General features: G+C 62.4%; 22 protein-coding genes and 1 tRNA gene. 8 read left to right on the top strand and 15 right to left on the bottom strand.

Features of this window, described 5'->3' with window-relative positions; all coding sequences use genetic code 11:
- Positions 1–10: 10 nt before the first annotated feature.
- The 5 genes from KW842_RS24445 to KW842_RS24425 form a co-directional block, all read right to left on the bottom strand.
- Positions 11–247: a hypothetical protein gene (locus tag KW842_RS24445; protein ID WP_218306728.1), complete on the bottom strand. Its 237-nt coding sequence runs from the start codon at positions 245–247 to the stop codon at positions 11–13.
- Between the two features lie 68 nt (positions 248–315).
- Positions 316–1,449, bottom strand: a complete 1,134-nt coding sequence (gene torT / locus KW842_RS24440) for a TMAO reductase system periplasmic protein TorT (RefSeq protein WP_218306727.1) — start codon at positions 1,447–1,449, stop codon at positions 316–318.
- Positions 1,446–2,252, bottom strand: coding sequence for an ABC transporter substrate-binding protein (locus KW842_RS24435; protein ID WP_218306726.1), 807 nt, complete (start codon positions 2,250–2,252; stop codon positions 1,446–1,448). The genes torT and KW842_RS24435 overlap by 4 nt, the downstream gene beginning before the upstream one ends.
- 22 nt (positions 2,253–2,274) lie before the next feature.
- Complete coding sequence (locus KW842_RS24430) at positions 2,275–3,192, bottom strand: alpha/beta hydrolase (protein ID WP_218306725.1); 918 nt, start codon at positions 3,190–3,192, stop codon at positions 2,275–2,277.
- Between the two features lie 217 nt (positions 3,193–3,409).
- Positions 3,410–4,564 (bottom strand): MFS transporter, encoded by a 1,155-nt coding sequence (locus tag KW842_RS24425; RefSeq protein WP_218306724.1) that lies wholly within the window; start codon positions 4,562–4,564, stop codon positions 3,410–3,412.
- Between the two features lie 115 nt (positions 4,565–4,679).
- Here KW842_RS24425 and KW842_RS24420 point away from each other — a divergent pair, with 115 nt between their 5' ends.
- A complete protein-coding gene (locus tag KW842_RS24420) occupies positions 4,680–5,573 on the top strand; it encodes a hypothetical protein (RefSeq protein WP_218306723.1) in 894 nt (297 codons plus the stop codon).
- Positions 5,574–5,656: 83 nt separating this feature from the next.
- Here the strand turns inward: KW842_RS24420 and KW842_RS24415 are convergent, their stop codons facing one another.
- Genes KW842_RS24415 through KW842_RS24405 form a run of 3 tightly spaced genes read right to left on the bottom strand, consistent with a single transcriptional unit; the run spans position 5,657 to position 7,441 of the window.
- The gene (locus tag KW842_RS24415) at positions 5,657–6,643 is read right to left on the bottom strand and encodes an alpha/beta fold hydrolase (RefSeq protein WP_218306722.1); all 987 of its coding nucleotides are present in this window, start codon (positions 6,641–6,643) and stop codon (positions 5,657–5,659) included.
- On the bottom strand, positions 6,640–7,017 hold the full coding sequence (locus KW842_RS24410) for a GFA family protein (protein ID WP_218306721.1): 378 nt from the start codon (positions 7,015–7,017) through the stop codon (positions 6,640–6,642). The genes KW842_RS24415 and KW842_RS24410 overlap by 4 nt, the downstream gene beginning before the upstream one ends.
- Positions 7,018–7,033: 16 nt before the next feature.
- Entirely contained in the window at positions 7,034–7,441 is a 408-nt protein-coding gene (locus KW842_RS24405) for an organic hydroperoxide resistance protein (protein WP_218306720.1), read from the bottom strand.
- Between the two features lie 145 nt (positions 7,442–7,586).
- Between KW842_RS24405 and KW842_RS24400 the strand changes: the two genes are divergently transcribed.
- From KW842_RS24400 to KW842_RS24390, 3 genes are read left to right on the top strand one after another with little or no spacing between them, the layout of a single operon-like run.
- Positions 7,587–8,033 (top strand): MarR family winged helix-turn-helix transcriptional regulator, encoded by a 447-nt coding sequence (locus KW842_RS24400; protein WP_218306719.1) that lies wholly within the window; start codon positions 7,587–7,589, stop codon positions 8,031–8,033.
- A 15-nt stretch (positions 8,034–8,048) separates the two neighbouring features.
- Entirely contained in the window at positions 8,049–8,333 is a 285-nt protein-coding gene (locus KW842_RS24395; RefSeq protein ID WP_229223876.1) for a type II toxin-antitoxin system Phd/YefM family antitoxin, read from the top strand.
- Positions 8,334–8,339: 6 nt separating this feature from the next.
- Entirely contained in the window at positions 8,340–8,609 is a 270-nt protein-coding gene (locus tag KW842_RS24390; protein ID WP_218306746.1) for a type II toxin-antitoxin system RelE/ParE family toxin, read from the top strand.
- Positions 8,610–8,615: 6 nt separating this feature from the next.
- On the opposite strand, the gene KW842_RS24385 is transcribed toward KW842_RS24390, so the two are convergent.
- Both KW842_RS24385 and KW842_RS24380 read right to left on the bottom strand, forming a co-directional pair.
- Positions 8,616–8,689, bottom strand: a tRNA-Gly gene (locus KW842_RS24385).
- 437 nt (positions 8,690–9,126) lie between these two features.
- Positions 9,127–10,536 carry a sulfatase-like hydrolase/transferase gene (locus tag KW842_RS24380; protein WP_218306718.1) on the bottom strand — a complete coding sequence of 470 codons (1,410 nt, stop codon included), beginning with the start codon at positions 10,534–10,536 and terminating at the stop codon, positions 9,127–9,129.
- Between the two features lie 209 nt (positions 10,537–10,745).
- On the opposite strand from KW842_RS24380, the gene KW842_RS24375 reads away from it, so the two are divergent.
- Together KW842_RS24375 and KW842_RS24370 are read left to right on the top strand one after the other, a co-directional pair.
- A complete protein-coding gene (locus KW842_RS24375) occupies positions 10,746–11,999 on the top strand; it encodes a M20/M25/M40 family metallo-hydrolase (RefSeq protein ID WP_218306717.1) in 1,254 nt (417 codons plus the stop codon).
- A complete protein-coding gene (locus tag KW842_RS24370; RefSeq protein ID WP_218306716.1) occupies positions 11,996–13,543 on the top strand; it encodes a tetratricopeptide repeat protein in 1,548 nt (515 codons plus the stop codon). The genes KW842_RS24375 and KW842_RS24370 overlap by 4 nt, the downstream gene beginning before the upstream one ends.
- Here KW842_RS24370 and KW842_RS24365 read toward each other — a convergent pair.
- Entirely contained in the window at positions 13,532–14,404 is an 873-nt protein-coding gene (locus KW842_RS24365; RefSeq protein ID WP_218306715.1) for a LysR substrate-binding domain-containing protein, read from the bottom strand. The genes KW842_RS24370 and KW842_RS24365 overlap by 12 nt on opposite strands.
- A 104-nt stretch (positions 14,405–14,508) precedes the next feature.
- On the opposite strand from KW842_RS24365, the gene KW842_RS24360 reads away from it, so the two are divergent.
- Both KW842_RS24360 and KW842_RS24355 read left to right on the top strand, forming a co-directional pair.
- Positions 14,509–14,898: a tautomerase family protein gene (locus KW842_RS24360; protein WP_307729872.1), complete on the top strand. Its 390-nt coding sequence runs from the start codon at positions 14,509–14,511 to the stop codon at positions 14,896–14,898.
- Entirely contained in the window at positions 14,895–15,431 is a 537-nt protein-coding gene (locus tag KW842_RS24355; protein WP_218306713.1) for a DUF4865 family protein, read from the top strand. Before KW842_RS24360 ends, KW842_RS24355 begins: the two co-directional genes overlap by 4 nt.
- Positions 15,432–15,479: 48 nt before the next feature.
- On the opposite strand, the gene KW842_RS24350 is transcribed toward KW842_RS24355, so the two are convergent.
- The 4 genes from KW842_RS24350 to KW842_RS24335 all read right to left on the bottom strand — a co-directional run bounded on the left by KW842_RS24350 (position 15,480) and on the right by KW842_RS24335 (position 22,986).
- Positions 15,480–17,075: an SEL1-like repeat protein gene (locus KW842_RS24350; protein WP_218306712.1), complete on the bottom strand. Its 1,596-nt coding sequence runs from the start codon at positions 17,073–17,075 to the stop codon at positions 15,480–15,482.
- Positions 17,075–19,339 carry an EAL domain-containing protein gene (locus tag KW842_RS24345; protein ID WP_218306745.1) on the bottom strand — a complete coding sequence of 755 codons (2,265 nt, stop codon included), beginning with the start codon at positions 19,337–19,339 and terminating at the stop codon, positions 17,075–17,077. The genes KW842_RS24350 and KW842_RS24345 overlap by 1 nt, the downstream gene beginning before the upstream one ends.
- Before the next feature lie 7 nt (positions 19,340–19,346).
- On the bottom strand, positions 19,347–21,497 hold the full coding sequence (locus KW842_RS24340) for an HDOD domain-containing protein (protein WP_229223875.1): 2,151 nt from the start codon (positions 21,495–21,497) through the stop codon (positions 19,347–19,349).
- Positions 21,498–21,702: 205 nt separating this feature from the next.
- On the bottom strand, positions 21,703–22,986 hold the full coding sequence (locus tag KW842_RS24335; RefSeq protein WP_218306711.1) for a multidrug effflux MFS transporter: 1,284 nt from the start codon (positions 22,984–22,986) through the stop codon (positions 21,703–21,705).
- Positions 22,987–22,997 lie beyond the last annotated feature (11 nt).

Here is a 22,997-nt window from a genome sequence, read left to right as displayed (position 1 = left end):
GCAGGAATACCTAGGCGTCTCCGGCCAGTGAGCGCAGGTCCTCGGAACGGATCTTGCGCTCCGGCGACAGCACCCGCGCGATCACTTGCGGATTAAGCCCCATATTCTGCAACAGCTCCACCGCGCCGGGCGTGCCGACGTCGCGCTGCACCTGCAGCGCCTGGCGCACGATAAAGTCAAACGAGTGCCATCCGGCGGTATCGGAAGTTTGCGGCCGCGCCTGGCGGCGGTCGTGATCCGGGATCATGATGATCTCCTCATCTTTGCATCCGCCTAGGGTAACGCAAGATCGCAGCGGACGCGTGTACGATTTGCTCAGTCTTTCAACGGATCATACGACAGCTGCAGCTTGTAGCCTTCGGGCGCGATCGAGGTATCAAAAGGATAGCTGGCCAGGTTCTGCTGGTCCACCATGCCCAGCGTGACCAGCAGGCTGTGCGGCGCCTCCCTGGCGCGCCCTTCGAGCTGATTGACGGCGGCGTTGATCGCCACCCGCGCCTGGCTGACGCCCTTGCTGTCGGCTGCTGCGGCAATGTCTTTGCTGCGTATCAGCTGCGCGATTTCATTGGTGAGATCGTAGGCCACCACCTTCACCTTGTCGCTCAGCCCGGCCGCCTTCAGCGGTCCCAGCGCCGCCGGCGCGCAGCCGGTGCAGCCCAGCAGGTAATCCAGCCGCCGGCCATGCCGCGCCAGCAGGCGGCCGGCCAGTTGCGCTTGCAGTCCACGGTCGCTATCGCCGTAGCGAATGTCCAGCAGATTGACTTCGATGGGCGCGTCCTGCGCGGCAATGCGCGTGCCGTCCACCTCGCCCTTGACCCAGCCAGCACCCATCGGCCCCGGCAGCAAGGCGATGTTGATGCTTTTCAGGCCGCGCTGCTGGGCGTCGCGTATCACCCAGCGCACCGCCTCCAGTCCCATGCCGCGCAGCGAACTGGTGACTTTCAGCGTGAGGTCATCGCTGCGGCTGTCATTGGCCAGTTCCAGCACCGGAATGCCGGCCGCGCGCGCCTTGGCGATGGAGGTGTTATTTGCTGTCATGCTGATCGGCGAAATCACGATCGCGTCGTATTTGGCGGCGATGGCCTGCTCCATCCTGAGCAGCTGCCCCCGCAAATCGGCGTAGCCGGCGGCCGGCAGAATATCGGCTGCCACGCCCAGCCGCCTGGCTTCGCTGATGACGCCGTACGACACGCCCACCCAGTACGGGTCTTTGGTATGCGGGAACAGGAAGGCGATGCGCCATGGCTTGCTGGCGCGCGGCGCTGGCGCAAACTGCCCCGGCACCACGCGGCCGCTGGCCAGTGCGTCATCCGCCGTGCCATTCGCTTGTAGCGGACGGAAGATGGCGCTGACCGGTATCGGCGCGAATCTGGCAGGCGCTTGCTGCGCCAGTGCGGCCGCCGTACACACTGCCAGCGCCGCCAGCAGCGCCAGGCGCGGCGCTTTCATCGGGCTGGCCCCATGCAGGCGGGCGATGGCCGCGCGGCGCCGTCATTGATCGGCACCAGCACGCCGTTGCGCGCGCCCAGCCGCGCCAGTTCGCCGGAGCGCACCATCTCGTTGAACAGGGTGTTGTAGCGCTCGCGCACGGCGGCAAATTTGGGATCACGCGGAAACGCCAGATAGCCGTCCAGCTGGGTGATGTCCGGGCACAGCGGCGTTACCGCCTGCTCCAGACGCAGCCGCTCGACCAGGCCGGCAATATTGCGCTCATTGGCGGCCAGCAGCTCGACCCGGCCGCGCGCCAGCATCTGCAAGCCGTTCTCCAACTGCGGCACTTCGTTGATATCAAACAGGGCGCGCGTCTGCTCGAACTGCGCCCCGTAATGCCAGCCACGCACGGTGGCGATGCTGCGCTGCCCCAGCGCGCCCAAGTCGCCGCGCCACGGCAGTTGCTGGCCGCTGCGGCCATAGAACAGCACGCGGTCGCGATACAGCGCAGAGTCTGTGTAGGCCAGTTTTTTCAGCCGTTCCGGCGATTGATACGGACCGATCAGGATATCCGCCTGGGCCCGTTCCACCATGGCGATGGCGCGTGGCCAGGGATAAAGCTTGAAATGCATGCTGTCGCCAGCGCGCTCGGCCAGCAGGCGCAGCACGTCCACGCCCAGCCCCTGCCATTGTCCATCCGCGCGCTGTTCGAAGATGCGCTTGAAGCTCGCGCCGACCGCCACCCGTTCAACCGCATGCGCGCACAGCGGCATGCCCGCGCCAAGTGTCAATGCCAGCAGAAGGAGGATGGTGTGGTGCATAGTGCTCAAATACTAGCATGAGCTATGGCAAGTTTTGACGCAGGAAAACCACGCTGGCGTCCACTGTTGCTTGCAGCCAGGGGTCGAATAGCCAGAAGGAATGCGGCGTGCCTTGCAGGATCAGTTTGTCGCTGGCGACGCCCGCCGCCGCCATCTTCGCCATCATCTCTTCCCGCCCGGCCGAGAAGCGCGGCTGGCCGCTGCCGATAAACAACATGGCCGGCATGCCCGGCCGCACATACTGGATCGGCGAGGCCTCGCGCCACAGCGCCGGCTGCTCGGCGTAGCGGCCGCCAAACCAGGCGCCGGCCGATGAAGGATGCTTGTTCGGATCGTCCTCGTGCTTGAGCGCCAGCGCCGAGGTAAAGTCGGACAGGCCATCGATATTGATGACCGCCTGAACCCCCTCGCCGGTCACGCCGGCCAGGCTGGCGATCTGCCCGCCTGCCGAGCCGCCCGCCAGCGCCAGCCGCTGCGGGTCCAGCCGCAGTTCGGCCGCGTGCTCGCGCACCCAGCGCAGCGCCGCCTGCACATCCTGCACCGCCGCCGGATAGCGCGCCTCGCCGGACAGCCGGTAACTGAGCGTCACCGCCGCGTAGCCCTGCTGCGCCAGCCGCACTGCCATCGGCGCGAACTCCGAGCGGTAGCCGGCCTTCCAGCCGCCGCCGTGCACCAGCACCACCACCGGCAGCCGCTCGCCTTGCGGGCGGTAGACATCCAGCTTCAGGCAGCGCGCGCCATACTGCGCATACACCTGGTCGGCCAACTTGCTCACGCCCGGCGGCAAGGCGTCGCTGGCGATCCGGATGCCGGGATAGTCGCGCACCAGCTTGGCATAGGTGTGCGGCGCATCGTAGGTATTGGCGGGATCGGGCGGCGGCTCCACGCACGGCGGCGTAGCGGCCAGGGCGGCGGCAAGAACGGCACTCAGGACAGGCATCAGTATCTCGGCAGGAACAGGATGTGCCGAGTATGGCATAAAAAAAACCCCTCGGCCGGTGAAGGCGCGAGGGGATTAAAACCACAGACAACACTGGACTACATGAAAAACCCGGTGATGATGCCAGAAGTAACTGAAATCGTTTTCAATTACCTTGAAATCGATTTCATAATACCCAGATCAAGATCAGAATGTCAATTTAAAAATTGTAGCTTTTTTAAGCTGATGGCTTGGGCTGGGCGGCAGCCCCCAGCTTCGCGCTGGCGGCGATCAGCAGCATGAAGGCGCCCAGGCCGCCGAACGCCAGGTTCAGGCTGGACGCGTGCGCGACAAAGCCGATCATGGCCGGACCGGCCAGAATGCCGGCATAGCCCAGCGTGGTCACGGCGGCAATCGCCAGGCTGGCCGGCATCGCGGTCTGGTTGCCGGCGGCGGTGAACAGAATCGGCACCACATTCGACGCGCCCAGGCCGATCAACACAAAGCCCAGCAGCGCCAGCGGCACCGATGGCGCCAGTACCGACAGGAAGAAGCCCGCCGCGCCGCACACGCCACCCAGCAACAGTACCCGCTTGCCGCCCAGCTGGCCGACCACGCGGTCGCCGGTCAGACGGCCCAGCGTCATGGCGATGGCAAAGGCCGCGTAGCCGAGACCGCCGCTGGCGGCCTCCAGTCCCTGCTCTGCGGTCAGCAGCACCGCGCTCCAGTCGAGAATCGCGCCTTCTGCCAGGAAACACAGGAAGCACAGCGCGCCGATAAAGATCACTGCGCCATGCGGCATGACGAACAGCGGCGCATCGCGCTCGGCCGCGTCCGGATCGCGCAGCAGGTGCGGCGCGGCCAGCACCAGCGAGGCCGCCACCAGCGCCGACAACGCGACGGCCGACGCCACCGGCGTCATGCCCAACCACAGCATCAGCGCCATCAGCCCGGCGCCGATAAAGCCGCCCAGGCTGAACAGGCCGTGGAAGCCGGACATCAGCGCGCCACCGCTTTCGCGTTCAACGATGACCGCTTGCACATTCATGGCCACATCCAGCGTGCCGATGGCGCCGCCGACCACCAGCAAAGTCAGGCCGAGCAGCAAAGGCGTAGGCGCAAATGCCAGGCCGGGCAGGAATAGACAGGTCACCGCGCCGGAGATCAGCACCACCAGCCGGCAGCCGTAGCGCGAAGTCAGAATGCCGGTGACCGGCATCGCCACCAGCGAGCCGCCGCCGAGGCACAGCAACAGCAGGCCCAGTTCCGCTTCGCCCAGTCCCAGCCGGGCTTTGGCAAACGGCACCAGCGGCGCCCAGGTCGCCATGGCCAGGCCGGCGGCGAGAAATGCGAGACGGGTCGATAAGCGCTGCTGCGGGCCGACTATATTCATGCGGATGTTTTCCTGGGGGGCGAGGTCCCACAGTATAGACGCATTATGTTGGTGCACGAACATACCAACGGCACATGGCGGAGCAAGATAGCAGCACCAACAATAAGGAGCCATTATGCAAACACAACCTTTGAACGCGGGCGTTGCGGTAACAGCGTCCGACGGCGACGGCAACACCTCCGGCGTCTCCTGGGGCGCGATCCTGGCCGGTGCGGCTGCAGCTGCCGCGCTGTCCTTCATCCTGCTGATACTCGGCATGGGACTCGGCTTATCGTCCGTCTCGCCTTACCAGTACAACAACGCGCCGCTCGGCGTCGCCAGCATTGCGTGGATCGCCTTCATGCAGCTGGCCGCATCCGGCATCGGCGGCTATATGGCTGGCCGCCTGCGCGTGAAGTGGGTCCGCATCCACACCGATGAAGTCTATTTCCGCGACACCGCGCACGGCCTGCTGGCCTGGGCAGTGGCGACACTGGTGACCGTGGCAGTGCTGGCCGGCGGTGCGCGCGCAGCGCTGAGCGGTGCGATCGACACCGGCGCCGCAGTCGCCACCGCCGCCGCGCCTGCCGCTGCGGCAGGTGCAAGCGCGGCAGCGAGTTCCGGCAACGGCCGTGCCAACAGCTACTTCGCCGACATGATCCTGCGCTCGCCGGATGGCGAAGTGGCCAGCGACTCGCAGCGCGCGGAAATCAACCGCATCCTGCTGACCGACCTGGCCAGCGGCAAAATCAGCGGCGAAGACCGCGTCTACCTGGCGCAGCTGGTGTCCAAGCGCAGCGGCCTGTCGCAAGCGGAAGCCGAACAGCGCGTCGACCTGATCTACGCCCAGGCCACGCAAGCAGCCACCGAAGCCAAGGCCAAAGCCATGGCCGCCGCAGAAGAGGCGCGCAAAGCCGCCGCACATTCGGCGCTGTGGATGTTCGTCGCCCTGCTGCTCGGCGCTTTCGTCGCCGCCGTCAGCGCCATCGCCGGTGGCCGCAACCGCGACCACGCCCGTGTCATCATCTAAAACAAGGAGAACACCATGCGCTCGATCTTACTGTGGATGTTAGGCGTACCGCTGCCCATCATCATCCTGATCGCCCTGATCCGTTAAAGTTTGCCCACCTCGATCACAGCCTGCGCAAACGCCTCCGGCGCTTCCTGCGGCAGGTTGTGACCGACGCCACCGCCGATCAGCCGATGTTGGTATTTGCCGGTGAAGCGCTGGGCGTAGGCGGCAGGTTCCGGGTGCGGCGCGCCGTTCGCATCACCTTCCAGGGTGATGCTCGGCACGCCGATGCTCGGGAAAGTCGCCAGCTTCGCTTCCAGCGCCGCGTACTTCGCCTCCCCTGTTTCCAGGCCGAGACGCCAGCGATAGTTTGATACCGTCACCGCCGCGTGATCCGGATTGTCCAGCGATACCGCGCTGCGCGCGTAGGTAGCCTCATCAAACTGCCACTGCGGCGAGGCCAGCTTCCAGATCAGTTTCGCGAAGTCGCGGTGGTTCTTTTCATAGCCGATGCGCCCACGCTCGGTGGCGAAATAAAACTGATACCACCACTGGAGTTCCGCCTCCGGCGCCAGGGGCTGCTTGCCCGCCTCCTGGCTGCCGATCAGATAACCGCTGACCGACACCAGTCCCTTGACCCGCTGCGGCCATAGCGCCGCGACAATGTCGGCGGTACGCGCGCCCCAGTCGTAGCCGGCCAGCGTCGCCTGCCTGATCTGCAAGGCATCCATCAGCGCCAACACGTCCGCCGCCAGCGCGGCCGGTTCGCCATTGCGCGGCGCTTTGGCATCGAGGAAGCGGGTGCTGCCATAGCCGCGCAGGTGCGGCACGATGACGCGATAGCCTTGCGCGGTCAGCTTGGGCACGACATCGACATAGCTGTTGATATCGTACGGCCAGCCGTGCAGCAGGATGACTACCGGGCCGTCGACCGGCCCTTGATCGACATAGCCAACATTCAGCTCGCCGGCGTTGATTTGTTTGATGTCGTCGAAGGCCGGCGCTGCCTGCGCCTGGGCGGCGCCGAACAGTGCGGCGATGGCCAATGCGGTGGCGGCGAATACTTGACGGTGAGTGGTGTTCATCATGCGTCCTCTTGAAGAATGCTGGAAAGGCTGGCGCCGTCATTGACGCCGGCGTCGAATGCATACGGATCGACGCCGTCAAGGCAGCCGATATTCACGCGCCACATCAGCGGATCTTTGCGCGTCTGGTGAAAGGGATAGATACCGCAGTGCTTGCAGAAGTAATGCCTGGCCACGCGGGTGTTGAACTGGTAAAGGATGAGCGCATCCTCGCCCTGGGTGATCTTCAGGTCCGCTGCCGGAAACAGCGGCGACATCAGCGCGCCCTTGCGGCGGCACAGGCTGCAATTGCAGCGCGCGGCTGGCGTCAGCACACTGCGCACTTCGAATTGAACGGCGCCGCAATGGCAAGAACCGCGATACAGATCATTAGGCATGATGCGCTCCTCTCGTTTAGATCAGCTGGATCTGTACGTCGATATTGCCGCGCGAGAGTTTGGAGTATGGGCAGGTGTTATGCGCCGCATCCACAATCGCTTGCGCCGTATCGCTCGGCAGGCCAGGCAGGCTGACGTTCAGGCGTGCGGCCAGGAAGTAGCCGCTGTCGTCGTTCAGCAAATCTACTTCGGCATCGACGGCGGTGTCGGCCGGCAGTTTCACTTTCAGCTGGCCGGCAGCCAGTCCCATGGCGCCGATAAAGCAGGCCGACCAGCCGGCGGCGAACAGCTGTTCCGGATTGGTGCCGGGCGCGCTGCTGCCGGGCGACGACAGTTGTACGTCCAGACGGCCATCGCTGCTGCGTGCGGCGCCTTCGCGGCCGCCGGTGGTGTGGGTTTTGCCGGTGTACAGGACTTTGCTCATGGTGAACTCCTTGCTTGGATTATTTTATATCGCATTCGATTGAAGCGGATACGTTGTATATTATCAGCAAATTTTGCCATGTCAAGCAATCCCGATTAAATCGCATCCGATATATAATTGGCGATATTGAACTACGGAGGTCATCATGAGCAAACCGGCTACGCCGCAACTGGCGGATTTCCTGTGCTTCGCGGTCTACTCGGCCAATCTGGCTTTCGGCAAGGCCTACAAGCCGATCCTGGACCAGCTGGGCCTGACGTACACGCAGTACATCGCCATCATCGCCTTATGGGAAGAGGACAAGCAAACCGTCAGCGGCCTGGGTGAAAAGCTATTCCTGGAATCAAACACCCTGACGCCGATCCTGAAAAAACTGGAAGCCATGGGTTACGTCCACCGCGCCCGCGACGCTGCCGACGAGCGTGTGGTCCGCGTCGGCCTGACGCCGTCCGGCCGTGCCTTGCGTGAAAGCGCCCTCAACATGAACCTGCGCGACGCCACCGGCCTGACACCGGAAGAATTCCCGATCCTGCAAAAAGCCGTGGTCAAACTGCGCAACAACCTGGTGAAGGCGGCGCCGGGTAAAAGCTAGTACCGGAGTGGTACTATGAACTTTGTTAGCACCTTTAAAGGCGGCATCATGGACGCGATATTGGCCCCCTCCTCAGTCGGCATCAGCGAACTCAAGGCAAACCCCACCGCCGTACTGGAAGCGTCCGGCGGACAACCTGTCGCCATTTTGAACGGGAAGAAACCTGTCGGCTATTTGCTGACAGCAGAGGCCTGGACGAAAATCCACGAACTGCTGGAAGATCGTGAACTCCTCAAGATTGCCGAAGCCAGAATTTCAGACGGGAAAAAACCGATACGGGTGACCCTGGATGACCTATAACCTGGCATCCACCCGGATGCGCGCAAAGAATGGCTGAAGCTCGACCAGAGCATAAAAACCCAGTTTAAGAAAAAATTGAGAGAACGACTGGTGGAGCCCAGAGTTCCAAAGGCGAGCGTGAGCGGTGGCCGTGATTTATACAAGATTAAGCTGGCCGCCCTTGGCTATCGCTTGGTTTACCAAGTGATCGATGACACTGTCACCGTATATGTCCTGGCCGCTGGAAAACGACAAGACAACGTAGCCTACCAAAAGGCCCTACAGCGCGGCAGCTAGCTGAAATGGAGCGGGTGAAGGGAATCGAACCCTCGTATGAAGCTTGGGAAGCTGCCGTTCTACCATTGAACTACACCCGCGTGCCACGCATTCTACGCGGCTTTGCATGTTGTTGACAACGTTGCAGGACGGTACTACCGGAATCCGATAACAGTATCATTCGCGTGTTGACGGATGATCTCTGTTATCCGGGCATCGCTCTTGTATTGCGCGTTGAGTTTTCTGAACTGTCTCTGCGCCTTCCCGCAATACTTCACAACTGATCGCTCTATTTCCTTTTTCCTGGCTTCCGTCAGATCGCTTGCCGCGCTAAGGGATGCTGACATCGTGGCGTGTTCCCACTCAATTTCCACACCAGGCATGGCCGGAATTGTAGAAGGAGCCAAGCCATCGTTTTTTATGCGCCAGCACCAATGCATAAGATACGATCGCTTTATCGGGCGATAGGTCGCATCGATGGAAACGCTGATGCCGGCCGCCGCCATCGCAGCAACGAAGTCCTCGGATGTCGGCGCTGTTAATGGTCGTCCGGATCGGACCACAAGGCCATGTACTCGGGAGAGCGGTTCATCAGGCTTTGGTCCATCTCGGCCATGCGGTCTTTGGGGGGCTGGATCGGGTGTTGGTTGAATGCGCTGTAACCTAATGCCATGCGGCCGTTCGGCACGGCGTAGCCGCTGAATTCCAGTATCGTCGGCAGCATGTCGAAGTGCAGCAGTTGCGCGCGGTTCGGCTGCGGTGCTTGTTTTGAGATGAAGCTGTTGAAGATGGTGCGGCCGGACAGTTTGGAGAGCTGATGGGTCAGCGGGTTCTTGCGCGACAGGTGGTCGCCGAGGATGACGATGTTGGTGTCCTCAAGGTAGCCGTTGTCTTGGGCGTAGCGTACGAAATCGGCCACCTCCGCCGCCGTGCAAGACACCACACCGTCAAATCCTTTAAAGCCCCGCTGAGCGCAGGCAGCCGACAGATGGCCTTTCGGTTCATGCATATCCACCGTCAGCAAGGTCAGGTTGAATTTCTGGCGCGATGCCGACAGTTCCCTCAACTTAGCTTTGGCGCGCGCGAACAGGTCGGCATCGTACAAGCCCCAGCCGTTCATATCCTCGCGTGAGACGCCGCTCTTGAGCCACTCTTCGCGGCCATACACTTCGTGGTAGTGATGCTGGCCGAGGAATTTGTCCTTGCCCGCAAACGCTGTCGCCGCGCCGCCCATGAAGACGTTGCGATAACCACGCTGCGCCAGCAGATCGGTCAGGCACACTGCGTTTTTCAGGAAGGAGTCCATCATCTGCCCCTGGGTATTGCCATCGAAGATGGTGACCCGCTCCAACGGCACGCCACACTGCGTCGCCACAATCGCCGCGATGGTCCAGCCAGTGCCGGCCACCTGCTCGTAGCTGCGGAAGCTGGCGCCGCGCAGATCGGTCAACGGCGCAAGCAGGTCTCGCCCGAACACCGCGCTATTGCTATAACTTTGCTCCAGGCTCTCAACGTAGATCAGCACCAGATTCTTAGGCTGCTCGGCTTCGATTGTCACCGCTTCCGGACGCACGTAATTGGCGCCGAAATAATCCGGGCCGAAATCTGCGGTAACATATTTAAAGGCCGATACATCGGACATCCAGAACATCGTTGCGCTCAGCACCAGCAGTTGCGGGAACCAGCGGTGCAGGCGATACAACAGCGGGTGATTGCGCTGCGGCGTCTTCGCGATCACCTTTAGCCAGCGCCGCTCGGCGTAGTAGAGCAGCGCCAGGAAGATCAGTGGTGCCAGCAAGCACCAGCGCACAAAGCGCCAGGTGATCACCGGGTCGACAGTGCCGATCATCTCCACGCCGAAGTTGAGGTGATAGGCGATCTGCGCCAGGTCGGGCTGGCCGAACGAGCGATGTATCCAGTAGCTCAGGCAAAAGAGGAAGATGGCCATCAGGTATAAGCCGCCACGCATCATTCTCGCCAAGGTCGTGTAAAGGGGATGTGAAGTCATGCCGCATAATCCCAACCCTAGTTGTCTACAACATTGCCGGTTATGTACGTTTTGTATCGGATTGTTGTTCGCCGCTTACATGGATTTACGTATGCACGCAACTGATGCAGAATGGCCGGGACAAATTTTTATCACGACAAGGATGAACCATGAAAGCAGTTGTAGCGTTGAGCGTCGCGCTGGCCTTTGCCGCGCCGATGGCGTCCGCCCAGGCGCCCGCCGATCCGATTTCGCAACTGGTCAAGCAACTGGAGCTGGAGCGCTACAAGGCCACCATCAAAAGCCTGACCAAGTTCGGTGACCGCCGCCAGGGCACACAGCGCAACCGCGATGCGCTGGACTGGATCGAAGCGCAGCTGAAGTCCTATGGCTGTACCAATACCGAGCGCCTGCAATACCAGTTCACGCAGCCAGCGCCCGGTGCACCATCGCCCAAGCGCGCGCCGGGTATCCCGAGCGGCGGCGCCGGCGGCCCGCCAGGACAAGGCGGCAGCACGCTGTTCGGCAACCGCATTCCGACCGGCGTCAATGCTGATCCGCTGCGCCAGCCAGATGAGCGCCTGCGGGCGCTGAACGCCGAGCAGACGCCAGTCGGCACCTCGCTGCGCGAGAATGTCTACTGCACCAAAATCGGCAGCAAGCATCCGGAAGAAATGTATATCGTCAGCGCCCACATGGACGGCATCGGCTTTGGCGAAGCCGCCAACGACGACGGCTCAGGCACCGCGCTGGTGATGGAACTGGCGCGCATCTTCAGCCAGCCGGGCGTGGAGACTGATCGCTCGATCCGCTTCGTCCTGTGGAATAACGAAGAGACCGGCCTGAATGGCGCGGCCGCCTACGTCGAACAGCGCAAGGATTTGCAGGGTATCGAATCGCCTAAAGGCTCGGGCAAATATCCGGAACCGAAATGGCTGGGCATGATCCAGCACGATATGATGATGTACGACCATGGCATGCCGATCCCCAAACTGGACGCCAACGGCAAGCCGGTACTTGATGAAAAAGGCCAGGCGATTTATGTGTCGCCGCCGGAGCAGCGCCTGGAGGCGGACGTTAACATCGAGTACCAGTCAGTGTCGTCGCAAGCCGAAGGCTCGGCCAAGCTGGCGTGGGCCTTCCGTGCCGCCAACGACAAGTACGCGACCAATTATCCGGCCGCTGTCGGCTTCCACATGACGAATACCGATTCGACGCCGTTCATGAATCTGGTGCCGTCGATCTCGCTGCGCGAGAACGAACGTGGGCAGCAAATTGGCGCGGGCTGGAATCCTAACTGGCACCAGCCTACCGATAACTACGACACCTATTCCGACAAGGACTTCCTGCTTGGCCTGAACGCGGCGCAGACCACCCTGGCCGGCGTGGCGCAGCTGGCGGGTGTGCGCGTGAAAGCCAAATGACGGAGCAAGCCGACAAGCTGGCACAGGCCATTGATCTGCACACGCGCGGCGAGCTGGATGCGGCCGCCGCACTGTATTTGCAGATCATCCGCGCCGAGCCGCAACATTTCGATGCGCTGCACATGCTTGGCGTGTACTCCCTCCAGACCGGTGACCTGGCGTCCGCGCATAGCTTGATCAACCAAGCGCTGCGCGTCAATATCGAAGATCCGTTGGCGCACGTGCACCATGCGGCGGTGCTGCAACAACAGGGGCGTCGCGAGGAGGCATGGCTGGCGATACGCCAGGCGCTGCGCCTGGCGCCGGATCACACATTGGCGCTGAACAACGGCGCCGCACTGCTGTCGAAAGACCTCAAGCGGCCAGCGGAAGCGCTGCCGCTGCTGGAACATGCGCTGCGCCTGGACGACAACGACGCCACCGCCTGGAATGGCATGGGCTATGCGCTAGTGGAGCTGGGTCGCTACGACGAAGCCCTGCTTTGCCTGGCGCGCGCGCTGCAACTGCAGCCGGGCCTTGCGCTCGCGCTGTACAACCAGGGCAACGCCTTGCAACATCAGAACCGCCTGGATAAAGCCATGCGCAGCTACGATGCCGCGCTGGCATTGGCGCCTGACATGGTAGATGCGCATTTCGCGCAAAGCACCTGTCGCCTGCTGGCTGGTGATCTGGCACGCGGCTTGCCGCAGTATGAATGGCGCTGCCGCAAACCAGCCTACCTGGCGCTGGCGCAGAAATACACGCAACCGCAATGGCAGCCAGGCCTATCCTGGCAAGGCAGAACGCTGCTGGTCCACTCCGAACAAGGGTTGGGCGACACACTGCAAATGGTGCGCTATGTTCCGCTGCTGACGGCGCAAGGCGCGCGCGTGGTGCTGCAAGTGCAGGACGCCTTGCTGTCGCTGCTGGACGGCATAGGCGGTGCGATAGTCGTCGGTAAGCAGCATACGCTGCCGCCGCACGACTTGCGCGTGCCGCTGATGAGCTTACCGCTGCTGTTGGACACGCAGCCAGACAACATTCCGGCTGACGCGCCCTACGTGCATGCCGATACGCCGCGCAGCCTGCAATGGCAGACAAGGCTGGGGCCGGCCAAGGCGCCGCGCATCGGTCTGGTATGGGCCGGCAATCCAAAGCATGACAACGACAGCGCGCGCTCCATACCGTTACAGAAGATGCTGCGTCTGCTGCAACCGGGCTTGGAATATATCGCCCTGCAGCGCGACCTCAACGCTGCCGACCGTTTGCAACTGCAAGCCGAACCGGCCTTGCGCAGCTACGCGGCTGATCAAACCGATTTCGCCGAAACCGCCGCACTGGTGGCGCAGCTGGATCTGCTGATCTGCGTAGATACCTCGGTGGCGCATCTTGCTGGCGCGATGGGCAAGCAGGTCTGGCTATTGCTGCCGTTTGCACCAGACTGGCGCTGGATGCTGGAGCGGCAGGACAGTCCGTGGTATCCGACCATGCGGCTGTTCCGGCAGCAGCGCGCCGGCGACTGGGACGAGGTGCTGGAGCGCGTCAACGCCGCGTTAAGCGTGTAGCGCTTCCAAGACGATGTCGTGCAGGCGCTGCGCCGGCGGATTCAGTTCCGCCGCGTGGCGATGCAGCCGCAGGCCGACATTGGGCAAGGCTGGCAGGCGCACATCCTCCCGTACGCGCAGCGACGGCGGCAGGCCGACAGCGGTGCGCACCGTCACGCCCAGCCCTGCCGCCACCGCCGCCCACACACCCGACAAGCCCGGACTGCTGAAGGCGATGCGCCAGGCGATGCCTGCCTGGTCCAGCGCGCGCGTGGCGGCGCTGCGCATGATGCAGGGCGCGTCCATCATCACCAGCGGCAGCGGCTCGCGCGGATCGCCGGACCACACCAGCCGCGATTCGTCGGCGGGGCCGATCCAGCGCATGGCGATGCGCCCCACATCCACCACATGCGGCGTGCTTGCGCCACCGTCCCAGGCCAGCGCCAGGTCGAGGCGGCCGCTGTTCAGCTGCTCCATCAATTCGCCATTGCGGGCCACGCGCGCTTCGATGCGTACTTGCGGATGCACGCGGGTGAAACGGCCCAGCACTTCGGTCAACGTATGTTCGCCGAAGTCCTGCTGGATGCCGAGCCGTACGCTGCCCGCCAGCTCGGCGCCGCGCACCATGGTGGCGGCTTCGTCGTTCAGTTCCAGCAGCCGGCGCGCGTAACCCAGCAGCGATTCGCCGGCTGGTGTGGTGACCATGCCGCGCCCTTCTTTTCGCAGTACTGGCATGCCGAGTTGTTCTTCCAGCTTCTTCAGTTGCGCGCTGACGGCGGAGGTCGAGCGTCCCAGCTTGTCCGCCGCTTTGGCGTAGCTGCCCATGTCGATGCCGGTGACAAAGGTACGCAACACGTCAAGGTCGAAGGTAATGCGGCGCATGGATCATCCCGTTTTACTGAACTGTGTATCAAAATATTCCTGATTTTCAGAATGAATGTAGGCCTGTATCGTTAAGCTGTCAATCAAAAGGAGGCTATATGCCGATGAGCCGTATCTCGCTGTTGAGGGGGAAGCCGCCCGAGTATCTGCGCGCGCTGGCGGATGGTTTGCAGCGGGCGATGGAGCTGGCGTTCAATGTGCCGCAGAATGATCGCTTCCAGCTGATCCACCAGCATGCGCCGCATGAGCTGATTTTCGATCGCCATTACGAGGGCGGTCCCAGGTCGGATGATTTCGTGCTGATTGCGATCACCGTTGGCAAGCCGCGTAGTGCGGCAGTCAAGCAGGCATTTTATCGCCAGCTGGTAGAGGAGCTGGCGGCGGCGCCGGGCATTGCGCCGGAGGATGTGATGGTGGTGATTACCTCTTCGCAGGGTGAGGATTGGTCGTTTGCTGGTGGCCGTCCGGCGGCGTCGTTGGGAGTGTCGTCATGATCGCGATGCAGTATCGCTTTGTGCTGCCGGCCGATTACAACATGGACATCGTCCGCGAACGCATTGCGCTAAAGGGACCGCTGCTGGATGAACTGCCCGGTTTGTTGTTCAAGGCGTATCTGTACGCGGAGGGGGCGGAGAACGCTTACGCACCGTTTTATCTGTGGCGCGATGTGGAGGGGATGCATGACTTTCTCAACGGGCCGGGCTTTGCAGGTGTGGCGCGTGCGTTTGGCTGGCCTTCTGTGCAGACCTGGACGCCGTGGCACGCTACCGTGAGCGGGGATGTGCGGCAGGCGCGCTTTGCGACGCGCAGCAGCGCGGTGATTGCACCGCATAGCGTGCTGTCGGAACTGCGCTTGCAGGAAGAAGCGTATGCGCAGCAAGCGTTGGCGCGCGGCGCGCTGGCAGTGGTGATCGGCTTCGAGCCGGTGACGTGGTCGGTGGTGCGGCTATGCCTGTGGCGCGATACGCCAACGGGCGATGAACAGCGCTATCAAGTCGGCCACCTCTCCGCGCCAAGTCTGGCGTAGCCGCAGAGTGAAGGGCGACAGGCGGGAGCGGTGCGGCTGCGGGCGGGTTTAGCCGGGGAGTGCTTCCATGCGTTCGCGTGCCTGGGCTAGCTGGGCTGGGTCCATGCGGCTGGCAGCGTTCTTGAGGTAGCGGGCGGCGGCGATGAAGCCGGCGCGTTCGGACATGGTCAGCCACATCCACGCTTGGCCGGCATCGGCGCGCACGCCCTGCCCGGCCAGGTACATCAGGCCGACATTGAATTGCGCGCGCGTGTGGCCCTGGCTTGCCGCTTGCAGATACCAGTGATGCGCCTGCGCATAATCGCGCGGCACGCCCAGGCCGTTGTCGTAGCGCAGGCCCAGCGCGAACTGCGCCTGCGTATGATTCTGCTCGGCCGCCTTGCGATACCAGTGATGCGCCTGCACACAATCCGGTTGAGGGCCTTCATCATTGTCATGCAACAGCCCCAGGCTGTATTGGGCCGCCACGTAATCCTGCTCGGCTGCGCGGCGATACCAGCCCATCGCCTTGCGATAGTCTTGCGGAACGCCGCGTCCCGTTTCATAGCGCAGGCCGAGATCGAACTGGGCGCGCAAGTGTCCCTGATCGGCAGCCTTGCGATACCAGAAGATCGCTTCCTGATGATCCGCCATCACGCCATGGCCGGCATCGTACAGCAGCCCAAGATGATATTGCGCACCGGGGAATCCCTGCTCCGCCGCCTTGCGATACCAGTACTGCGCCTGCGCGTAATCCTGTTCAACGCCCTGCCCGTGGTGATAGCGCAGGCCCAGATTATTCTGTGCCGCCGCATGCCCCTGCTCGGCGGCCTTGCGATACCAGTCCAGCGCCTTTTGCTCATCGCGCGGTACACCTTGGCCGTTATCGTAGATCAGCCCCAGATTGAACTGCGAACTCGCGTGATCCTGCTCCGCCGCGCGGCGATACCACAGGATCGCCTTTTGCGAATCCTGCGCAATGCCGTCCCCCTTGTCGAAGCGCAGCGCCAGATTGAACTGCGCCGGCGCATAGCCCTGGTCAGCCGCCTTGCGATACCAGGACATCGCCTGGCCCACATCCTGCGGCACACCCTGCCCGTTGTCATAGCGCAGGCCGAGATTGAATTGCGCGCGCGCATAGCCCTGCTCCGCCGCCTTGCGATACCAGAAGATCGCCTGCCTGAAATCCTGCGGCACACCCTTGCCGGTGTCATACATCATGCCGAGATTATTCTGCGCGCCGGCATCGCCCTGCTCGGCCGCCTTGCTGAACCAGTGCATCGCCTGCTGCGTATCGTTCGGCACACCCTGGCCCTTGGCGTACAGCCAGCCCAGGTTGTACTGCGCCGCTGCATAGCCTTGTTCGGCCGCCTTGCGATACCAGGCCGCCGCTTCCTCAAAGTTCTGATCGACACCCTGGCCTTTTTGATACATCACGCCCAGGTTGTACTGCGCATGTTCAAGGCCGGACTGCGCGGCCTGGCGATACCACACTATCGCCAGCTCGTAGCTCTGTGCCACGCCCTGGCCGTTGAAGTACATAAAGCCCAGGCTATGCTGGGCATTGGCCACGCCGCGCTCGGCCAGTCCCTTCACGCGCAGGAATTCTGCGGTGTACGTACTGCCGTTATTGGCATCGGCTTCGTTGGGACTGTATTTAGACATCAGGCCTGAATCGCAATCTTTTCCGCTGGATGTTCAGCCGGCGCCGGTACCGCATGCAGCACCGTCATTGGCGACGAAGAGCGATGATTCTGCTCCTGCAGCACATCGATAAAGCTGCTCAGCGAAATCGGACGATGGTACAGATAGCCCTGCATGGTAGTACAGCCATTCGCCTCCAGATACCGCGCCTGAATCTCCGTCTCCACGCCCTCCGCCACCAGGTGCAGCCCCAGCCCGCGCGCAATCGAAATGATCGCCAGGATCACCGGATAGTGGCTGTTCTCGTCATGGATCTCCTTGACAAAGGACTGGTCAATCTTGATGGTGTGGATAGGGAAGCGGTGCAGATAAGCCAGCGACGAATAGCCAGTCCCAAAATCGTCAATCGCCACCGACACGCCCAGCTGGCAAAGCTTGTTCAGCTGTTCGATCGCATACTGCGGATTGCGGATGCAGATGTTCTCAGTGATCTCGACTTCGATCTGCGCCGGCGAAATGCCATAGCGCGTCAGCGCGCCGCGCATCTTCTCGAAGAAATCGCCCCGGTCCAGATATTGCGGCGACAGGTTCAACGACAGGCGTAACGCTTCGCCACCTGCAGCGTTCCATTGCAGCAGATCGCGGCACAGCGCGCCCAGCATCCAGTCGGAGATCGGCAGCATCAAGCCATTCTCTTCGGCGAACGGCAGGAACTCGCCAGCCGACAGCAAGCCGCGCTGCGGATGGTTCCAGCGCATCAGCCCTTCCGCGCCGATGATGCGGCCGGTCGCCACATCAACCTGCGGCTGGTAATACATTTCCAGCTCGTTGTGTTCCAGCGCCTTGCGCAGCGCCTGTTCCAGCGCGATCTTCTGATGCGACACGTCCAGCATCGAGTTGTGATAGAAGCTGTGGCCATTCTTGCCCAGTGCCTTCACCTGATACATGGCGATGTCGGCGTGGCGCAGCAGCTCGTCGATGGTTTCGCCATCACCCGGATAAATCGCGATGCCAATCGACGCCGAGATATGCACCTCATGCCCATCCAGGTCGAACGGCCGTTGCAGGCTTTCCAGGAATTTGTCGGCAATCGACTTGGCGTCCTCACGGTCGCGCAGCTCCGGCAGCACGATGGTGAATTCATCGCCGCCCTGGCGCGCCAGCGTATCGCCGCGACGCAGGCAATCCTTCAAGCGCAAGGCCACCTGTTGCAGCAGCTCGTCGCCCTTGACATGGCCCAGCGTATCATTGACCAGCTTGAAGCGGTCCAGGTCGATGAACATCACCGCCAGCTCGGTCAGTTTGCGCTTGGCCTGAATCACGGCCAGGCCAAGCCGGTCCTTGAACAGCATGCGATTCGGCAGGTCGGTCAGGATGTCGTGATAAGCCTGATAGGAGATGACTTCCTCGGCGCGCTTGCGGTCGGTGATGTCGCGCGCCACGCCGTAAGTACCGAAGAACTCGCGCGTGCGCACCTCATGGTCAGGCACATGCATGCCGATGGCGTTCAGCGAAATCGTCATCAGCGTGTTGTTGAAGGTACGCTCGATGCCGCCACCGGCGCCGGCGCCGGTATTGCACTTCAAACGCAGCTCGACGTTGCGCGACGCGCGCTCATCGACACGGCGCTCATTGAAAGCATAGCGCGCGCGTTCCTGGTCCTCATCGTGCACCAGTACCGAGTAGTGGCGGCCGATCAGCTCTTCGCGGGTGAAGCCGAGCAGCTGCTGCACGCGGTCATTCACAAAGGTGAACTTGCCTTCGTGGTTCAGCGTGTAGATGATGTCCGGCGACGAGTCCACCAGGTAGCGGTACATCTTCTCAGAGTTTTCCAGCTGGGAGGCGATGCGCTCGTTGTCGATGGCCAGGCGGCGCTTTTGCAGCGCGTTCTCCACCGTCTTGAGCAGCTCCTCGCGGCTGTAGGGCTTGCGCAGGTAATCGTAGGCGCCGCGCTTCAAGGCGCCGATGGCGGCTTCGATGCCGACATCGCCGCTCATCACGATCACGTCGCCGTCGATTTCGCGGGCGTTGAGATAGTCCATGATCTCATGCCCGCTCATGTCCGGCAGACGGAGATCGAGCAGGATCAGATCGAATTTCAGCTTGGTCAGCTGGGCCAGCGCCTCGCTGCCGCAGGTTGCGGTCACCAGATGGTAATCACGGTCGCGCAGCAGCTCGTAGAGCGACGACAGCAGGCGCGGTTCGTCGTCTACAAGCAAAAGGCGGGGGCGGTTATCGGTGGACAAAGGTTCGACGGGGGCTAGGTCGAAAGAGTTCAGGTTCATCATGGCCTTAAGCGGAATCCATCACCCGCGTTTGCACGCCGGCGACTTGGCTGGTACTGCCCTTGGCGGGCAGCAGGATTTCAAAGGTAGTACCCGTTTTGCCGGAACGGCAGGTAATCAGGCCTTGCATTTTCTTGACCAGGCTATGGACAATCGACAGTCCAAGGCCATGGTGAGCGCCCTCCTTGCTGCTACGCACAGGAGAGAACAGGTTGGCCAGCACGTCTGCCGACAAACCCGGACCGGTGTCGCTCACCACCAGTTCCAGATACAGCTTGCGCTCGCGGTTGACGTGGCCGCGATTGGCGATTTCAATTTTGCCGCCGTCGCCCAGCGCCTCGATGGCGTTCTTGATCAGGTTCACCAGGATCTGCTTGAGCAGATCGGCGTCGCCGTCGATTTCCGCCGGCTCCTCCTGCATGCGCACCACGATCTGCACCGAGGCCGGTACGAAGTCGGTGGCGCGGAACAGCCGCAGCACGTCATCGACCACCTTGGCCACATCGGTCACGCGCGAGGTTTCGGTTGGCTGCAAATCGGCCAGGCCGTTGATCAGCTGGCCGACGCGGTCGATCTCTTCGTTCAGGATCGACATCTCGCCGACCACCGGCTCGCGCCGCGCCAGTTTGCTGTCCAATACCGACAGATAGTTCTTGATGATCGACAGCGGGTTGTTCACTTCATGCACCACGCGGCGCGAGGCTTCGCGGTATTCTTCCGCCACATGCGCGATCTGGCGCTTGGCGTGGCCACGCTCGCTCATCGCCGTTTCCAGCGAGGCGGCGGCCTGGGTGCCGAACGATTGCAGGAAGCGCTCGCGCTTTTGCAGCGCCGCCATCTGCCACGCCGGCGCGCCGCCAATCAGCACGCCGAGACAGCGCTGATTGGCCACCAGCGGCAGGCACACCATGCCGTCGCTGCCGAGGATGCGGAACAGCTGTTCTTCCGACACATTGTGGGCCTGGCCTTCGCGGCTCACATAAGCCAGCTTGCGCTCCAGCGCCGACTGCGCTACCGGCCCGCCCTTGTTCAGCGGGATCACGAATTCGGCCAGCCGCTGCTGGTTATCGCCGCTAGCCATGCCATGCAGCGCGTGGCCGGTTGGATTCTCCAGCAGCAGCACGGCGTTTTCCAGGTCGAACAGGATGCGCGCCGAGCGGGTGATGGCTTCCAGCAGGCTGGCTTCGCCGTTCTGGCGGGCGAAGGTCTGGCCCATTTCGGACACCAGCATGATGTTGCGTACTTCTTCCGACAGCCGCTGCTGCACTGGATCGACCAGCGGCGGCGCGTAAGCGGCCGGTGCGACGATGTCGTCGGCGCCGGCGAGGTCGATGCCCAGATAGGTGGCCGACTTCTCCACCTGCCGCGCGGCGTTTTTGATAATCAGATCAAGCTTCTCGCCATCCAGGTTGCACAGGCGCGCCGCGTCTTCGATGGCCTGCTCCTGGTCTTCGTGGCAGCACAGCAGGTGCGACAGGCGCACGATGCGGATCAGCGGATGCGCCGCTTCCAGGCGGGTAATCGGCTCGTGGTGATACAACACACTGTCGGCCAGGAAGGAATCCAGGTTCCAGCGCTCGATCAGCCAGGCGCCCGCTTCCGAGTGGGTGATTTGCAGCGTGCGCTGCTCGACCGCACACAGGTCTTCGTCATCGCGCGCGGTGAAGTTGAAGGCGTATTCTTTCGGTGCAGTGGCCAGCAGCGCCAGCCGGCCGACGTTGTGCAGCAGGCCAGCCAGATAGGCTTCTTCCACATGCGGGTATTCCATCTGCCGTGCCACGTCGCGCGCGATCACGGCCGTGGTCAGCGAGCCTTTCCAGAAGCCGCGCAAGTCGGTGCTGGCCGAATGCGGGAAGCTGTTAAAGGTCTGGAATACCGATTCGCTGATCACCAGCGTCTTGATCATGTCGGTGCCGAGCGACACCAGCGACTGCTCCAGGCCGACCGTGCGCTGGTTGCGATGGTAGGCCGAGCTATTGGCGACGGTCAGGATCTTGCTGGTCATGGCCGCGTCCTTGGCGATGAGGGCAGCCAGCTCCGGCATGCCGGCGTCGTCGGCTTGCAGGTGCTCAATCAACTTGATGAGGATCTGCGGCATGGCCGGCAGACGGGCGATCAAAAGTCGATTGCGAATATCGTGGTCAGATTGTTGATGCATCGTATCAAACATTGCCGCCAATAGACATCAATCAAGGACGGAACTCAACGGCAAAATTCCGTCAACGTTAGGTTTTATGCGGGCTTCAGCGCGATCAGGCATAAAATAATTCCCGCCAAAAAATTATCTTAGCATAAAGTGTGATGATGACTTAACACGAGGAAAAATTTCTTCCTCAACTAAGTCAATTTCCTGCCGTTAATAATTATCGGTCTGGATAGCGCGTTAGCATGCGCCGGTAATGGCGCGACGTCAACCACAAAGCAAGAGCAGAGGCACTAAATGCCATCTGTCCTGCGGCTAGCCACAGCGCCGAATGTGATAGCACGGGCGCGATCACCCCTGCCACAATGGCGCCCAGCAGCGTCACCGCGAACGACTGCACTGAGGCCACCGTGCCACGGATGTGCGGAAACAGGTCGAGCGCCAGCAGCGTCGCCCCTGGCGCCACCACCGACATGCCGAAGGTATAGAACAGCAGCGGCAGCACGGTCCATGGCAGCGCCGGCGGCAGCAGGCTGTGATACAACAGATTGAGCGTCGACGCGGCCAGCAGGAAGCAGAAACCGATGCGTATCTGCTGCGCGAAGCTGATTTTGCCAGCGATGCGGTTGGCCGCCAGCGCCCCCAGGAAAATCCCGCTCACCGACGGAATAAACAGCCAGGCGAATTCCGAGGCGCCCAGATGCAGCTGCTCGGGCAGGAACACCGGGGCCGCCGCGATGTAGATAAACAGGCCGGCAAAGTTCAGCGCCACTACTCCAGTCTTCAGGTGGAATAGCGGCGAGCGCAGGATGTCGCCGTAGTTACGCACCAGGAAGCGCGGGTTGAACGGATGGCGTTTTTCCGGCGGCAGCGTCTCCGGCAGGCGGCGGTAGCAGAAGATGAACAGCAAAATACTGTAGGCCAGCAGCGACAAAAAGATGGCGCGCCAGTCGAACAGCGTGACGATCCAGCCGCCGAGGATGGGCGCAATGGCTGGCGCGATCGAGAAAATCATGGTCACCAGCGACAGCAGCCGTGCGGCGGCGGCGTCCTCATACAGGTCGCGGATGATGGCGCGGCCCACCACCACCCCGGCGCCGGCCGAGACACCCTGCATGATGCGGAATACCCACAGATAGTGGACAGTGTGCGCCGCCGCGCAGCCCAGCGTGCCGATGGCGAACATGGCCAGCGACACCAGGATGACGTTGCGGCGGCCGAAGGCGTCCGACAGCGCGCCATGCCACAGCACCATGCCTGCGAAGGCCAGCATATAGAAGGTCAGGCTTTGCTGCACTTCCAGCGGCGTGGCGTGCAGCGTGGCCTGGATATTGGGGAAGGCCGGCAGGTAGGCGTCGATGGAGAACGGGCCGATCATCGACAGGCCGGCCAGCATCACCGCCAATGCTGCGGCGGTGAGTGGCTTGCGGTGCGGGGGTTCCGGGGGAGGGACATCGTGGTCGATGTCCTGGTCGGGCAGGTCGGCGGGAGGAGTTGGCAGCATAACGGTATCCT

Origin of the sequence: Duganella sp. sic0402, assembly GCF_019219065.1 — a bacterium.
In the GTDB taxonomy this organism is placed as follows: Bacteria; Pseudomonadota; Gammaproteobacteria; order Burkholderiales; family Burkholderiaceae_D; genus Rugamonas.
The sequence above is the reverse complement of the archived record's forward strand: the minus strand, read 5'-3'. Positions and strand labels throughout refer to the sequence as shown.

Bases quoted from the DNA above. Each gene is read 5' to 3' on its own strand.
- KW842_RS24335 (WP_218306711.1), bottom strand. From the start codon at position 22,986: ATGCTGCCAACTCCTCCCGCCGACCTGCCCGACCAGGACATCGACCAC.
- torT (WP_218306727.1), bottom strand. From the start codon at position 1,449: ATGAAAGCGCCGCGCCTGGCGCTGCTGGCGGCGCTGGCAGTGTGTACG.
- KW842_RS24370 (WP_218306716.1), top strand. From the start codon at position 11,996: ATGACGGAGCAAGCCGACAAGCTGGCACAGGCCATTGATCTGCACACG.
- KW842_RS24435 (WP_218306726.1), bottom strand. From the start codon at position 2,252: ATGCACCACACCATCCTCCTTCTGCTGGCATTGACACTTGGCGCGGGC.
- KW842_RS24415 (WP_218306722.1), bottom strand. From the start codon at position 6,643: ATGATGAACACCACTCACCGTCAAGTATTCGCCGCCACCGCATTGGCC.
- KW842_RS24340 (WP_229223875.1), bottom strand. From the start codon at position 21,497: ATGCATCAACAATCTGACCACGATATTCGCAATCGACTTTTGATCGCC.
- KW842_RS24365 (WP_218306715.1), bottom strand. From the start codon at position 14,404: ATGCGCCGCATTACCTTCGACCTTGACGTGTTGCGTACCTTTGTCACC.
- KW842_RS24410 (WP_218306721.1), bottom strand. From the start codon at position 7,017: ATGCCTAATGATCTGTATCGCGGTTCTTGCCATTGCGGCGCCGTTCAA.
- KW842_RS24350 (WP_218306712.1), bottom strand. From the start codon at position 17,075: ATGTCTAAATACAGTCCCAACGAAGCCGATGCCAATAACGGCAGTACG.
- KW842_RS24355 (WP_218306713.1), top strand. From the start codon at position 14,895: ATGATCGCGATGCAGTATCGCTTTGTGCTGCCGGCCGATTACAACATG.
- KW842_RS24430 (WP_218306725.1), bottom strand. From the start codon at position 3,192: ATGCCTGTCCTGAGTGCCGTTCTTGCCGCCGCCCTGGCCGCTACGCCG.
- KW842_RS24395 (WP_229223876.1), top strand. From the start codon at position 8,049: ATGAACTTTGTTAGCACCTTTAAAGGCGGCATCATGGACGCGATATTG.
- KW842_RS24405 (WP_218306720.1), bottom strand. From the start codon at position 7,441: ATGAGCAAAGTCCTGTACACCGGCAAAACCCACACCACCGGCGGCCGC.
- KW842_RS24380 (WP_218306718.1), bottom strand. From the start codon at position 10,536: ATGGCCATCTTCCTCTTTTGCCTGAGCTACTGGATACATCGCTCGTTC.
- KW842_RS24345 (WP_218306745.1), bottom strand. From the start codon at position 19,339: ATGAACCTGAACTCTTTCGACCTAGCCCCCGTCGAACCTTTGTCCACC.
- KW842_RS24425 (WP_218306724.1), bottom strand. From the start codon at position 4,564: ATGAATATAGTCGGCCCGCAGCAGCGCTTATCGACCCGTCTCGCATTT.
- KW842_RS24420 (WP_218306723.1), top strand. From the start codon at position 4,680: ATGCAAACACAACCTTTGAACGCGGGCGTTGCGGTAACAGCGTCCGAC.
- KW842_RS24445 (WP_218306728.1), bottom strand. From the start codon at position 247: ATGATCCCGGATCACGACCGCCGCCAGGCGCGGCCGCAAACTTCCGAT.
- KW842_RS24360 (WP_307729872.1), top strand. From the start codon at position 14,509: ATGAGCCGTATCTCGCTGTTGAGGGGGAAGCCGCCCGAGTATCTGCGC.
- KW842_RS24375 (WP_218306717.1), top strand. From the start codon at position 10,746: ATGAAAGCAGTTGTAGCGTTGAGCGTCGCGCTGGCCTTTGCCGCGCCG.
- KW842_RS24400 (WP_218306719.1), top strand. From the start codon at position 7,587: ATGAGCAAACCGGCTACGCCGCAACTGGCGGATTTCCTGTGCTTCGCG.